This is a genomic window from Flavobacterium sp. 21.1, assembly GCF_057801535.1.
Genome location: NZ_JBYNXA010000004.1, coordinates 80,257 through 95,593, shown reverse-complemented (window position 1 = coordinate 95,593; position 15,337 = coordinate 80,257). Strand labels below are relative to the sequence as shown.

Below are 15,337 nucleotides of genomic sequence, written 5' to 3'. Positions count from 1 at the left end.
ATTACACGATCTTTAATCCATTATAACATCGTGTGAGAAATGACGAATTCTTACAATTTAAAAAGTAAGAAAAATCACCATCAGCCACCAAAGAATCGGAATACTTTCCACCCAGAAATCAGTGTAGTACTTAGAACGGTTCGGAGTTGCGAAAACCGTAAAAAGAGCAATAACCACAACCAACGCCAGATTAATCCATAGCTGAAGTACATGAAAATCAGACTTTAAAAACTCCAAAAAGTAAAAAGGAAGGAGTAAAAAAAGGTTAAGTATCTTGGTTTTCCGAACACCCAATTGTTGCGGAACGGTTTGCAATGAAGCATCATCATCTTTCAGATCGATGATTTCAAAAATCAATATCAGGATGATTACCAGTAAAAAACGCTGACCAAACTTCAGCCAAACATCATGCGAAAGCGGCAAACCGGCATTGATTATAGGCAGAAAAAGCGTAATTCCCGCCCAGCAAAAAGCCACAATGTAAATCTTCACTCCCGCCCAATTGCGAGCATTACCAAGCTTGGGAAATATCGGCAAGGTATACAAAATCGTCAGTCCCAAAAAAGCAGCAGATACCAATTGCGTTCGTCTTTCCAAATGAAAGAAGAAGTACACGGTAGCTAAAAAGGAAAGTATGCTTAGTACCACAATTGCTTTTCTTTCCGCATTTATCTTCAGTTTTTTGGTTCGTACAGCGTCGTACTTTACAAAATTATACCCCACGATGGTTCCGAAAAAAGCGAACAACGCCATCGGTTTGTCATACTCAATGTAAAAGAAATGAAACGTCATGCGGACCAAAGCATAAACCGCCAAAGCCACATGAATGCTTCCGTGAAGATAAAAATCGAATAGGCGCTTGAGTAGTTGCATACTTACAAAAGTAATCAATCTGTTAACAAGTAGCCTTTTTGTTTACAAATTCCTGCAAAAATTGACGTTAAAAAACAAGTTTATTAGCAGATTAATAATTATTTTTGTGGCCGTAAAAAACACAACTTAATATCGTTTGCGGTTCTTACCCAAACACTTAAACAAACAGTAGAGAAACTGATGAAAACAGATGCATTTGCTTTAAGACACATTGGTCCGAGAGAATCGGATTTACAACACATGTTCAAAACCATTGGTGTGAAGGACATGACGCAATTACTTTACGAAACTTTTCCTGACGGAATCCGTTTAAAACAAGATATCGAATTAGACCCAGCCATGACGGAATATGAGTACGCTACTCACATTACGCAGTTGGGCGCTAAGAACAAAGTATTCAAATCGTACATCGGTTTAGGATACCACCCTGCGATCGTGCCGCCGGCTATCCAAAGAAACATTTTTGAAAACCCGGGATGGTATACGGCTTATACTCCGTACCAGGCTGAGATCGCTCAAGGTCGTTTAGAGGCTTTATTGAACTTCCAGACCACGATCATCGAATTGACAGGAATGGAAATCGCTAATGCTTCTTTGTTGGACGAAGGTACAGCAGCTGCAGAAGCAATGACTTTACTTTTTGATGTCAGAACACGTGATCAGAAGAAAAACAATGTGAGTAAATTCTTTGTATCTGAAGAAATTTTACCTCAAACATTATCGATTCTGCAGACTCGTTCAACTCCGTTAAACATTGAATTAGTTGTTGGTAATCACGAAACTTTTGACTTTTCAGCGGACTATTTCGGAGCTATTCTACAATACCCTGGAAAATACGGTCAGGTTCACGACTATTCGCAATTTATAGCTACAGCAGCACAAAATGAAATTAAAGTAGCTGTTGCTGCCGATATTTTATCATTAGCAAAACTAACTTCTCCGGGAGAATTAGGCGCTGCAGTTGTAGTAGGTACTACGCAGCGTTTCGGTATTCCAATGGGTTTCGGAGGACCTCACGCAGGTTTCTTCGCAACTAAAGAAGAATACAAACGTTCCATGCCGGGCCGTATCATCGGAGTTTCTATCGATGTTAACGGAAACCGCGCTTTACGTATGGCATTAGGTACTCGTGAGCAGCACATCAAACGTGAAAAAGCAACTTCTAACATCTGTACCGCTCAGGTATTGTTAGCAGTTATGGCAGGTATGTATGCTGTGTACCACGGACCAAAAGGTTTACAGTACATCGCTGATAAAGTACACGCTTCGGCAGTTACTGCAGCAAAAGCATTATCAATTATTGGCGTAAACCAAGTTAACTCTGCTTTCTTCGACACTATCTTAGTGAAAGCCGATGCTGCTAAAGTAAAAGCAATCGCCGAGAAAAATGAAGTAAACTTCTTCTATCCAAACAACGAAAGCGTTTCTATCTCTTTCAACGAAACAACTTCTCTTTCAGACATCAATACTATCGTAGCAATTTTTGCTGAAGCGGTTGGTAAATCTGCAGTACACGTTTCAGAATTAGCTTCAGAAGTTCAGGTTTCAGAAAAATTAATCCGTACCTCATCGTTCTTACAACACGAGGTATTCAACAACCATCATTCGGAAAGCCAATTGATGCGTTATATCAAAAAATTAGAGCGTAAAGACTTATCATTGAACCACTCAATGATCTCTTTAGGTTCTTGTACGATGAAATTGAACGCAGCAGCAGAAATGTTACCGTTATCAATGCCAAACTGGAACAGCATTCACCCATTCGCTCCGGCAGATCAGACACAAGGTTATCTGACTATGCTTAAAAAATTAGAGCAGCAGTTGAATGTAGTTACCGGTTTCAAAGGAACATCGTTACAACCAAACTCAGGAGCACAGGGAGAATACGCTGGTTTAATGGCGATTCGTGCGTACCACATCTCACGTGGTGAAGGACACCGTAACGTATGTTTAATCCCATCTTCGGCGCACGGGACCAATCCGGCTTCTGCAGCGATGGCGGGAATGAAAATCATCGTTACCAAAACTACTCCGGAAGGAAACATCGACGTAGAAGATTTAAGAGCAAGAGCTATCGAGCACAAAGACGATTTGTCTTGTTTGATGGTAACTTACCCTTCTACTCACGGAGTTTATGAATCTTCTATCATTGAAGTTACTAAATTGATCCACGATAACGGCGGATTAGTATATATGGACGGCGCGAACATGAATGCACAGGTAGGCTTAACAAACCCTGCTACTATTGGTGCTGACGTTTGTCACTTGAACTTACACAAAACCTTCGCTATCCCTCACGGTGGTGGTGGCCCTGGAGTTGGACCAATCTGTGTGAACGAGAAACTAGTTGACTTCTTACCTACTAACCCGGTTGTGGCTACAGGCGGTAAAGATGCCATCTCAGCTATCTCTGCTGCTCCTTACGGTTCGGCTTTGGTATGTTTGATCTCTTACGGATACATCACTATGTTAGGCGCTGAAGGTTTACGTTCAGCTACTGAGCACGCTATCTTAAACGCGAACTATATGAAAGCGCGTTTGGAAGAGCATTATCCAATCTTATATTCAGGTGAAATGGGACGTGCAGCTCACGAAATGATCTTAGATTGTCGTGAATTCAAACAAAACGGAATCGAAGTAACCGATATCGCTAAACGTTTGATGGACTACGGTTTCCATGCGCCAACGGTATCATTCCCAGTAGGAGGCACATTAATGGTTGAGCCTACTGAATCAGAAGATTTAGGAGAGTTAGACCGTTTCTGTGATGCGATGATTGCTATCAGAAAAGAAATCGCTGCTGCATCGGCTGAAGATACCAACAACCCATTGAAAAACTCACCTCACACGTTAGCAATGTTAACAGCTGAACGTTGGGACTTCCCTTACTCAAGAGAGAAAGCGGCTTATCCGTTGGAGTACATCGCTGACAATAAATTCTGGCCTACTGTTCGTCGTGTAGATGACGCATACGGAGACAGAAACTTAGTTTGTTCTTGTGCACCGATTGAAGCGTATATCGAGAACTAGTCGGCAGATTGCAGACAGCGGTCAGCAGACGGCAGATTGCAGAAAGCAGATAACAAATAGTAAAAACCCTTTCGGAAACGGAAGGGTTTTTCTTTTGTACTCCCTTTTGTTTCCAATAGCCGAACCACTTGATACGGTGGCTGAGGTTCTCGAAGCCACATGTTTTATAATTGTTTACTGTCTTTAGATGTGCCTTCGAGAGCCTCAGGCACCGAGCGTTATTCATAATATGGTTTTGGGGAAGGGTTTTCTTTTTGAACACAATCAAAACATTTTAGCCGTAAACAAAAAAATAAAAACACATTTAATACTTTCACTGATTTTACCCTATTTTTTTGTGAAAAAAGTTTAGAAAAGTAATTTTTAAACAGTAACTCCGACAGATTTCTTACCTTAGTAGAGTTAAAAACTACGTTATGGCCATAAAAATAACGGGATCAGGAAGTTACATCCCAACACAAGTTGTTACGAATACCGATTTCGCACGTCATCAGTTTCTAAATGAGGACGGTTCTACTTTTGCAGTTCCCAATGAAGTAATTGCCGAAAAATTTCTGGACATTACCGGAATTGAGGAACGTCGCTATGTAGCAAACGATTTAAACACTTCTGACATCGCCTTCTTCGCAGCCGAAAAAGCCATCAAAGATGCCAATCTAGATGCGGAAACACTGGATTATATTATTGTAGCCCAAAATTTTGGCGATGTACGTCATGGGGCCATACAAAGTGACACCGTACCCAGTATTGCGTCTCGCGTTAAAAACAAACTGAAAATAAAAAATCCCAAATGCGTCGCTTACGATGTTATGTTTGGTTGCCCGGGCTGGATTGAAGGCATGATTCAGGCACAAGCGTTCATAAGAGCCGGTATGGCTAAAAAATGCCTGGTAATCGGGGCCGAAACCCTTTCCAGAGTAGTAGACATGCACGACCGGGACAGCATGATCTACTCGGATGGCGCGGGTGCTACTGTTCTGGAGGAAATGGATGGCGATGACGGAATCCTTGCTCACGAAACCGCTTCTTTTACATTTGAAGAAAGCAACTTTCTGTTCTTCGGAAAATCCTATAACAAAGATCATAACCCCGATGTCCGCTACATAAAAATGTATGGCCGTAAGATTTATGAGTTTGCTTTAAATCAGGTACCGGCCGCCATGAAATCCTGTCTGGATAAAAGTGGCATCCCAATCGCTGACTTAAAAAAGATCCTGATTCATCAGGCAAATGAAAAAATGGACGAAGCCATCGTACAGCGTTTCTTTAAATTATACAAGCTTACACCACCGGAAAATGTAATGCCCATGAACATTAAAAAACTAGGCAATAGCAGCGTGGCTACCATTCCTACCTTATATGATCTGATCCTGAAAGGAGAAATCGAAAATCAGGAGATAAACAAGGGCGACGTAATTCTATTTGCTTCGGTAGGCGCGGGAATGAACATTAATGCGTTTGTTTATCGATTTTAGACAAAAGGGAGAAGAGAAAAGAAAATAGAAAATTCAGTTAATTATTTATTCACAAAAAGGGCTGCCCGTTTGAGACAGCCCTTTTTCTATATTCTATATTCTTTTCTCTATGTTCTTTATTCTTTAGAAAGTTCCTTTGTGTGCATGCTACTTCCTATTCAATAATAATTTTCTTTACGAATAACTGACCGTCTTCTTTTTTGATAGTGAGATGATAAATTCCCTTCGGACAGTCACCCATATTGATTTCGATCTTCTTGTCATTTTGTTGCACGACAACAGGATTGATTCGCTGACCAAGAAGGTTATAAACGGACAATTCACGAATATCGATATTGCTTTTGGTTTCGATGGTTATGTTGTTTTTAGCCGGAATCGGATAGACACGGATTCCCTCGGTAAATTCATTGGTAGCCACACCCAGCGCATTAAGGCTGTTTTGTAAATTACCGGTTTCCATGGTGCCTAAACCACCGGTGGCTTCCCAAAAATTGTAGGTCGATGATCCGTCAGAGGCTGTTCGTCCGAATTTTTCAGAATAGTCATCCAACAAACTCCATTGCGCGGCCGTAAGTGGTGTATCGGTCAAACAAACAACCAATAATTTGAAATTTTTCTGTGAAGTGGTGGAGGAAGGACTTCGGCTTCCCAGCAACGTTTGTAACGATGCCGATGTATAAGTAGTTCGGGTTGTGGCCTGAAAGGTATCTGTGGTGCCGTCGGTGCTTAGTGAGGTAATCCCTCTGAACACATCAAAGTTATTTACGCCCGAAAGCGGTATCATTCCCATCAAATACAATTCGAACTGAGTGTACGGAACAGAATTGCCTCCATTGGCATTCGGCCCGAAAGTACCGACACTGTAGGAACCACCTCCATTACTGACAAGTGTGCTTTGCTGAAAACCACCGAGCTGCCCTTTAGTGTCCCCCCCTGTAAATCCCCAGTGAGGCTGGTAAGCGAAAGAGGTCAAACCGGTTCCGTAGCCGGATACAGACTCTGTTTGCAGGCAAAAATTCCCCCAATTGTGCATTAATTCATGCAGAGAAGGGCCTGCGCGTAAATAATCTCTTCTGGCCAAGTGCATAACCGCTTTCAGTTTTCCGGCCGAGCCGTAACTGGCGCAATCGTTGTACGTGGACATCCCGATTCCTGTAATATTATTAGACACTTTCATCAATTGGCCCGATGCCAGGTTGGAAGGTCGGGTATCTTCATTCAGGATTAAAAAAATAAAATCGAAATGATCCTGGAACTTTACGTAGATATCCTGAAAAAGAGCCTGCCTTACTGCAGTGTTGTTAAATTGGTCGTTTGTTTTCCAGTTGCTGTACTCGGTAGGCGTCATCTGGAGTGACGCAACGCGGTTGTTTGGGTGAAGGTCAATGGGATGCGTTTGCGATTCACCCGTTTGCGTTAGCAGAAACAAGGAAAAAAGAATAGGTAATTTTAGCTTCATAGTGATTTGGTTTTGGTTTAGCGTTGGTAATGACCATTTAAAATTTGTTGTTTGATTTTTCGAATTCCTGCTCTGAACAGAACCAGTTAATCATTGTCTATATATAAAAAATTAACACAAAAATTGCTTTATTTTTTCTATTCGTCCCAAATATATGTAATTATTTCCCAATTAATATCATGAATGACTGTTTTTGAAATTTTTTGATTTGCAGGAAAAGAATGTAAGGTTTGCATTAAGAGCACTTCCTCTAATCGTATCTCTTAAGGTTATTGATTTTTAATATTATGTGGTTTATACTCGTTTTCGTTTTTTTATGTTTAACGGCGTGAACCACATTGAGAAAACCATTTTACTACGTTACCGGACGTGGTTAACCATGTTTGTAAGGTGACTTCACGATATCCGACGTGGTTTGCCACGTTACAGACTCCATTTACCACGTTACAGGACGTGGTCTACCCCGCTGGGAACGCCACTTACCCCGTTGCGGGACGTGGCAAACGGGTTTCGAAACGTCATTTACCACGTTCTGGCATTTAACATATAAGAAATGTATTGTTTGTTTTTGGAATTACACGGTTTGTTATAAGTTGACCTTTATATATTTGCGGGCTTATTCCATTTTATGCAACTATGATGACAAAATACATTGATAAATTAAAACATATAGTTCCAACATTTTTACTATTATCCTTTGGAAGTGTAATTGGACTTTTATTGATTAGATGGCTTTTTTGCATACAATTTCCACTAATTGATATAAAAGAAGAAGTTTGGGAATTTTGGATACCAATTACTTTACCTTGGATAGTAATGACTCTTTGGTTTAGACAACGGCTAAGAGTTCTAACATTCAAAAAAGATAACGATAATGGAAGAGTCTTTTTTCAATTTATTTCTTGGCTTAGCATGTTTGCAATGTTAGCGATATCCCAAAATTATTTAACTACCGCAAGTGGTAAGCTAAACACCATTGAAAGCATCGACGACATAGATAAAGTTGAAAAATCGAGATATTACAAAGTGAACAACTTTATAGTCGCAACCTATTTTGGAGGTACATATACTGATTTCAGAACAAGCGGAAAACATAATCAATATCTTAACTTTGATATTTTCTTCATTACTCCAATTGTTCCGGACTCAACGGTATTTAAAAATATTCCCAAAAAATGGTACGGTGTTAAATTCCAAAAGCAGATTAGCAACCGCATAAGTGACCAGGAGAAGGAGAAAAAATATAAAGATTTTTATAACGAGTGTACTCAGAAAATGAATAGTTATAATTTTCATTCTCTAGACCATTTTGAAAGAATACCTACTTCTGATGACAGGGAAAATTATCTAAAAGCAATTGAGGCAAGAACAAGAGAAAAAACAGATGACAGTTTTGTAGTTTTAAAGCCTGTACAGGAAGAATTCGAAAAGAGAAACGGAAATAAATTTGCTTGGATTTTCGGTTCATTCGGCATCGGTCTCGGCATTTTATTGTTTTCACTTATTTGGCCCGGTTATAGTGAAACGGAGAGAAAAAAATTTTTACAAGGCAAGAAACCAAAGCAAGATGATATTGTAGATATGTTAAATTATCTAATTCCTAAAGGAAGTCATTTTGTAACATCTATTATTTTAGATTTAAACATCTTAGTATTTCTGATAATGATTTTTTCAGGAATACATATTACTTCTCCAAACAGTCTTGAATTATTGGAGTGGGGAGGAAATAGAAGATTTGAAACGATTCACGGAGAATGGTGGCGTCTTTTCACAAGTATGTTTTTACATGGAGGAATTATGCATCTATTTTTGAACATATATGGACTTGTGATTGCAGCACTTTTTATTGAGCCAATACTCGGAAGAAAAAACTATTTCACACTATACATTTTATCAGGTCTTTGTGGTAGTCTCGCAAGTATATGGTGGTATCCAAATATGATCAGCGTTGGTGCATCAGGGGCTATTTTTGGGCTTTATGGGGCAATACTTGGTTTATTATTAACTGATGCGTTTCCAAAAGAAGGTAAAAGGCTTGTTTTTATGATGATAGGAATTTATGTCTTTATAAACCTTCTTTGGGGATTAACAGGTGGAATTGACAATGCCGCCCATATTGGTGGACTTTTAAGCGGAGCATTTATTGGTATATTATTATATAAAATTGAGTCAAAAAAGAAAAACGCAAGCTCCTTTGAGGGGCGAAGTGGGAATAATTCCAATAAATTATATACTAAAATAGTGTTGTCCATTGGAATCTTAATAATTATGTTTTGTTTAATTCCATTATTTAAAAACCGAGATACTTCCACCGAAAAACACCAACATAGCACACAAAATAAATCAAGCCTTTATAATTTGAAAAATTGTATCATTTGGAGGCAAGGTGTGAATATTAGCATTAAGGATTTTGAAATGTCCCCAGATTATAATTCTGAGCAAAACATATTTTTTTGGAATGGAATAACTGTAGAATCTAATGGTTTTGGGGATTTTGAAGCATTTGCCGTTTTTGACAAAAGCAAATCATGGACTAAAGACACAATGCAATTTAATTATAAAGAAATACTCGAAGTGCAAAAACTATCATTCGATTTAGCCGAACTGTATGCCCGAAAAATGAATATTGAAATAAGAAAAATCAGAGATAACGAAGTAAATGATACTCTTGAACTAGAAGATTTAGACAAACATTGCAAAATGATCTATGAGAATTATGAAAAAGCAAATAGCCAAATGCTATCTAACGGTGAAACAATTAGGGAAATTATTTCATATTGGAGACCAAAAATTGACCAAGGATTGTCAGAATCCAAATAAAACTACAGCTAACAGCACCGCTAGCGCGAGCATCTTGCTCGTGCCCACACAGAAGATATGAGCAGAAAATATAAATTTGGCGAAAGCCAAGGAGCTTATTTTGTTTCTTTTGCAACAGTGAACTGGATAGATGTTTTCACAAGAGATGTTTATTTCTCAGTTATAACAGAAACCCGATAGCGCGGATTTGCAATCCGTGCCCACAAACAAAAAAACAAAAACTACAACCGTAAAAAGTTGTAGTTTTCTATTTTAAAGACACCGCGTAGCGTGAGATTTTAGGATCGAAGTCACCTGCAACGCAATAAATACTTAACACACATAACGTTATCAAAAAAGAAAGATAAACGAACAGTAACGTTGTTTTAAACTGTAAGAAAAGTATTGACACTACTTTTGCCAAGTCCAACTAAAAAACTAAAACAATGAAAAGAATCGTTACTTTTTTAATTTTACTGGTCTGTGTGTCAGTAAACTCCCAAACGCTCTACCCCTATCTGCAAAATCCGATGCCGACTTCCATGTATGTGAATTGGAAAACGGACAGCAATCCGGAATCCGTTGTAGAATACGGAACCACTTCCTCAAATTTAAACGTAACCGTTACGGGTAACACCAACATTTTTACCGACTCAGGTTATCCGGGAAATTATTATTACCATTCGGTAAAACTGTCCAACCTGACCCCAAACACCAAATACTACTACAGAATCAAGACCGGCACGGCAGTTTCGGCAGTCAGTTCTTTTAAAACCCTTCCTAATCCCGGACAGGCAGCAACCGCCGATGGTCATATCCGTTTTCTGATCATGGGTGACAATCAGCTGAAAGCACAACCGCGCTACGACTCTTTGGTTTCTGCTGCCAAAAGAAAGATAAAAGAAAAGTGGGGCTCCAATTTGTCTCCGGATGATAACATTGCCATGACTTTTATGGTGGGTGATCAGGTGGATGTGGGCACACTGGATCATTATGAGAATGTGCATTTCAAGAAAAACAGAGCGCTTTCAGATCATATTCCGATTCAGACTACCGTTGGAAACCACGAAACGTATGGAACTTTAGGCATGAATTCCTATTATGATCATTTCTATATTAATGAACTTACTTACCAGGGGATTTCTTCCGGAAATGAAAATTACTACGCGCATCAGGCAGGTAATGTTTTGTTCATTAGTTTAAGTTCGGAACATACAGGAACGGCACAATATACGTGGCTGCAACAGGTTTTAAATGCCGCTAATGCCGACAATACGGTTCAATGGATCTTCTCTTTAAGCCACAGACCGTATCAGGCGGAACAATATGTGGGCGACATCTCCACCTGGGTTAGAAATAATGCTGTTCCTATGTTAGTTACCTCATCAAAATATGCCATGCATATCGGGGCACATCATCATTTGTATCACCGGGGGCAGTTAAAAAACACGCCAACCTACAATATCATATCCGGAGGAACCGCGTGGGATCAGTATTGGGGTTCATCCACAGAACAAAACTTTGAAGACGTTCAGAAAACCATCTGTAACTGGATTTATCAGATTGTGGATATCGATGTGGTGAACGGCAAAATGGATGTTGAAAGCTATTCCATCGGAAGTATTTATCAGTGGAAAAACAACCAGCTGATGGACGAATTCCACAGATACAAGAACAAACCGGCTCCGGCTAAGCCATCTATTACAAATACTTTTCCGGCGAGTTCCACACTTCCTTTGACCATTAACGGATCCGCTTTTGCAACAACCACCAACGAACTGTTGAATACGACCCAGTTTCAGATCTCCCAGACACCTACATTCGACATCATCAAAAAAGAAGTGTATCGTGATTTCGAAGATCTTTACGGACAATACGGAACCCAACGCGATTCTACCGTGAACGTAAATCTTGGCGTTGACATCACAAAAATCACCTTGGCGGGCAATTCACTTCCTAACGGGCAGTATTATGTGAAAGTACGCTACAGAGACCGTAATCTGGAATGGTCCCAATGGAGTGATGTAAAAACCTTCACTATTTCCGGTAGTGTTGTCGTAAATACGGAAATCACTACCGACGCCCTGACCTACAACCAAAACGCGCCTATTAAGGTCAACTTTACCGATGCGCCGGCAAGTACTTCAACATGGATTGGATTATATAAGGAAGGACAGACGCCGGGTGCTGCTTCACCTTCCCAGGCATGGCAATACACTAACGGAAGCCCAAGCGGGCTTATCAATTTCTCGAGTGGATTGGCAACCAAAGGACGCTATTTTGCGGCCATCTTTTCAAACGGAGGCTATACGGAAATCGCCGCAAGAAAATATTTCTATGTTGGCCCTGTACCAGTGTTAGCAACGAATCAGCCGGAATATGCCGTAGGTTCTCCGGTGATCGTTACGTTCAGCAATGGTCCGCAATTGACCAACGACTGGATCGGCATCTATAAAATGGGTGTTACACCCGGTGGCAGCGTTGCTTCAACTTCGTGGCAATACGTAACTACCGCTTCCGGCTCTAAAACCTTCAACAATCTTCCGAAAGGCTATTATTATGCGGAGTACTATTTGCAAAACGGGTACAATGCCATTGGAAATAAAGTCTTCTTTAAAGTGGGTGATTTGGTTACCGAATTATGGATCAACAAACCGGTGTATGAACTTGGGGAACAAATTACGGCTTCATGGACCGACGCTCCGGGTATTGTGAAAGACTGGTTAGGTATTTACCATCAGGGTGACAATCCGAACATCAATCCGCTGGTGAGTTATACTTACTTTAACGGAGTTGCACAGGGATCGACAAATATCACAGGAGCAAATCTTCCCACGCAGACCGGAAACTATTTTATAGTAATGTTTACCAATGATTCGTACAACGAAGTGTCTAACCGAGTGACCTTTGAAGTAATTAATCCGGCATTGAAAAGAGAGGAATTCAAAATAGACAACGGGTTGAAAGTATATCCTAACCCGGCCAGCAATGACAAGCAGACGTTTATCCAATCCGATTATCCGATCGACCAGATTGAAATTTTCAATATGGAAGGAAAATTACTGTATGCCACCAAAAACGTAAACAATAATAAGTACTCACTCATTACGCAGGATTTACCGAAAGGCACTTACATTTTAAAAATCCATTCGCGAAAACTGTTTACCGCAAAACTAGTAGTTAAGTAAGCCATAGTATTAGGGGTCGTAAGTCCCGCTTCTCGGCGGGCAGGCACTATGGTGATGTTATAATTTTCAAAACAAAAGGGACAATCTGTTTGACTGTCCCTTTTTGTTTTACTGTAATGTAACCCTGTGTGCGGTTACCGTGGTGATGAACGCTTCCACCTCATCTAATTCTTTGCTGACACGTTCGCGGTCAAGTTCTTTTTCCACCAGCGCTACCGATCCGTAGCTCTCTTTTCGGTTTTCAAGTAAGAACTTTTTGTACTCGAGCCTTTTCTTCTTTTTCTCCAAATCCTCTTTGGTAGGTCCTTCCGGTAAAATTGCCAGTACGGATGTGGTGGCATCAAGCTCTACCAATACGCCCTGCAGAATGGCTTCTATTTCTATTGAAGTACTGCTATAGTTAACGGTAAGTCGGTCTACCGATAGTTGTTTGAACACTAAATCGGCTTTTTCTTTTTGTGCCCATGTTAATAATAAATCGCAATCGGCTACTGTGGTAATTCTGTTTAATGAATACATGATTCTAAAAGTTTTAAGGGTTATTAATGCATTCACCTTTTTCAAACGATGTGCCAAAAATTTCTCACAATATCTCCTGTTTGAAATTTTAACATTTCGTAAGAAAATATATCACTTTTAAATCGCGGCCATCTACTTGTTACTCAACAACTTTTCTTACAAATTTAATTTTTTCGCAATTTTATTTTTTAACATTTCGGCGGTTTCTTTTTTTAATTGCAGCTGTTCGAAATGATGCAGACTGTTCTTGCTTAGGCTCAGTTCGACGCGGTCTTTTACATCCAATGCCAAAGCAGCAAAGGCGATATTCTCCGGAAACTGTTCTAAATAGCGCACCACCTCTAACGCAGCAAAGCAGTCTTTGCGGATATTTTCCATTACTTGTATTTTACGTTCCAGGAGTCCTATCTTATGCTGCTGTTCCAGGTATTCTTTTTTCATCCACGCTGCATGGTTCTTTTTCTCTGTTTCGATAGTTTTTTCCGTTCCTTTAGCCCCCGATTGCGATGTATGGAGCCAGGTCAGCAAATCGGCAACTATCTTACCGGAGCCCAGTGGCATATCGCGTTGCCCTATTTCAGACATAGCCCATTGCGATCGGCTCACTCCGGTGAGCTTCGCCATTTCACTTTGGGACAAACCCAAAATACTTTTTATACCTGCTTTAGATTTCATTGTGACATTTTTTTCGTGACAAAAATCCTGTCACAAATATTTTGCCACAAATTTGTGACATTTTTTTTTCGTTTGGTTTTTTTGTCACGGAATGTATTGGTAATGGTGGTGGCTGAGGCTCTCGAAGCCACACCTATTTTTCAAAAAATAACATTGTTCAAACAAATATGACAAAATCACCAATTTTAGTGATTGTGCAGGTAATTTTTTATCTTTATGTTTGATACACTAAGAAATACTAAAAATTTTAAGATAATTTATAAATTTAAACGGTATCAATATGTCAGCAATAAACAAGAAACAAGCTTTTAATCATTTAAAGAAATCATTAGATAATTTCAGTTTTAACCAAAAAGCAGAAAATTGCTCTAATGAAGCGCAGACAAAGAAATTTTTGATTGATCCTTTTTTTATGCTATTAAATTACGCGCATGAAGATTTGATACCGGAATATGAAGCTGATTTTGGAGAACGCGTAAGTAATAAGGTTGATTATGCAATTAAACTGGGAAGAAAAGATATAATTATAGTTGAATGCAAAAAGCTAACAAGCAAACTAACTGATAAGGAAGCAGGCCAACTTAGCGGTTATTTTCAAAATGCCAAAAACTCAAGGATTGCAATTTTGACAAATGGAAGAGAATATCGTTTTTATTCGGATGTCGCTTTGATAAACACAATGGATTCAAAACCTTTCTTTGTTTTTAACATCGAGAATTACACTGACAACGATATTGAAAACCTATTGAATTTTGATGCCCGAATAATTAATATCAATGAAATAATTATTAAAGCACAGGAGTCTGTTTTTATTGAAGATTTTGAAATTACTTTTTTAAAAGAAATGATAAGCCCTTCCAGTGATTTTTTGAAACTGGTGCATAAAAAAATGTCATTTAAGTCAAAATTTAATGAGGAAAAAATGAAGGAACTTATGAATTCCTCCCTTTTTAAATCACTTACTGAAAAAATAATCCTTCACGAAACCAAAACAAATTCAAAATCTGCCGGCATTATCACTACTGATGAAGAATTGCAGGCTTACCACACAATCAGAACTTTACTTATTCAGAACAAAAAAATTCCAAATTTAAGAATAGGTTACAGAGATCAAAAAGGGACATTTAATGTTCTTGTAGACGATAATCAAAAGAAAACAGTTTGTCAATTGAAATTTACCGACTCGTCTAAGAAAGTGTTTATTGGAAATAATGAATATCCAATAAATCATTTAGATGAATTATTAAACTTTAAGAATGAATTAATTGAGAGAACAATTTCTTTTATTGATTAGTTTTTTTATTTTTTTGGATAGACAC

At 39.0% G+C, this 15,337-nt stretch carries 9 protein-coding genes and 1 pseudogene; 6 read left to right on the top strand and 4 right to left on the bottom strand.

Going from position 1 to position 15,337, the window contains the following annotated elements:
• Window positions 1–57: 57 nt before the first annotated feature.
• Window positions 58–873 (bottom strand): UbiA prenyltransferase family protein, encoded by an 816-nt coding sequence (locus AC3E9U_RS09880; protein WP_488746754.1) that lies wholly within the window; start codon window positions 871–873, stop codon window positions 58–60.
• A 180-nt stretch (window positions 874–1,053) separates the two neighbouring features.
• Between AC3E9U_RS09880 and gcvP the strand changes: the two genes are divergently transcribed.
• Together gcvP and AC3E9U_RS09870 are read left to right on the top strand one after the other, a co-directional pair.
• A complete protein-coding gene (gene gcvP / locus AC3E9U_RS09875) occupies window positions 1,054–3,903 on the top strand; it encodes an aminomethyl-transferring glycine dehydrogenase (RefSeq protein ID WP_488746753.1) in 2,850 nt (949 codons plus the stop codon).
• 416 nt (window positions 3,904–4,319) lie between these two features.
• The gene (locus AC3E9U_RS09870) at window positions 4,320–5,378 is read left to right on the top strand and encodes a 3-oxoacyl-ACP synthase III family protein (protein ID WP_488746752.1); all 1,059 of its coding nucleotides are present in this window, start codon (window positions 4,320–4,322) and stop codon (window positions 5,376–5,378) included.
• Between the two features lie 154 nt (window positions 5,379–5,532).
• Here AC3E9U_RS09870 and AC3E9U_RS09865 read toward each other — a convergent pair whose 3' ends face one another.
• Window positions 5,533–6,837, bottom strand: a complete 1,305-nt coding sequence (locus tag AC3E9U_RS09865; protein ID WP_488746751.1) for a T9SS type A sorting domain-containing protein — start codon at window positions 6,835–6,837, stop codon at window positions 5,533–5,535.
• Window positions 6,838–7,473: 636 nt separating this feature from the next.
• Here AC3E9U_RS09865 and AC3E9U_RS09860 point away from each other — a divergent pair.
• From AC3E9U_RS09860 to AC3E9U_RS09850, 3 genes and pseudogenes are all read left to right on the top strand, one after another.
• Window positions 7,474–9,657, top strand: coding sequence for a rhomboid family intramembrane serine protease (locus tag AC3E9U_RS09860; protein ID WP_488746750.1), 2,184 nt, complete (start codon window positions 7,474–7,476; stop codon window positions 9,655–9,657).
• Between the two features lie 57 nt (window positions 9,658–9,714).
• Window positions 9,715–9,831: pseudogene (locus tag AC3E9U_RS09855) on the top strand (transposase); the annotation flags it as partial.
• A 251-nt stretch (window positions 9,832–10,082) separates the two neighbouring features.
• On the top strand, window positions 10,083–12,824 hold the full coding sequence (locus AC3E9U_RS09850; protein WP_488746749.1) for a fibronectin type III domain-containing protein: 2,742 nt from the start codon (window positions 10,083–10,085) through the stop codon (window positions 12,822–12,824).
• A gap of 108 nt (window positions 12,825–12,932) precedes the next feature.
• Here AC3E9U_RS09850 and AC3E9U_RS09845 read toward each other — a convergent pair whose 3' ends face one another.
• Window positions 12,933–13,343, bottom strand: a complete 411-nt coding sequence (locus tag AC3E9U_RS09845; RefSeq protein WP_488746748.1) for a hypothetical protein — start codon at window positions 13,341–13,343, stop codon at window positions 12,933–12,935.
• A gap of 156 nt (window positions 13,344–13,499) precedes the next feature.
• On the bottom strand, window positions 13,500–14,018 hold the full coding sequence (locus AC3E9U_RS09840; RefSeq protein ID WP_488746747.1) for a helix-turn-helix domain-containing protein: 519 nt from the start codon (window positions 14,016–14,018) through the stop codon (window positions 13,500–13,502).
• Between the two features lie 280 nt (window positions 14,019–14,298).
• Here AC3E9U_RS09840 and AC3E9U_RS09835 point away from each other — a divergent pair, with 280 nt between their 5' ends.
• Window positions 14,299–15,312 (top strand): type I restriction enzyme HsdR N-terminal domain-containing protein, encoded by a 1,014-nt coding sequence (locus AC3E9U_RS09835; RefSeq protein ID WP_488746746.1) that lies wholly within the window; start codon window positions 14,299–14,301, stop codon window positions 15,310–15,312.
• Window positions 15,313–15,337 lie beyond the last annotated feature (25 nt).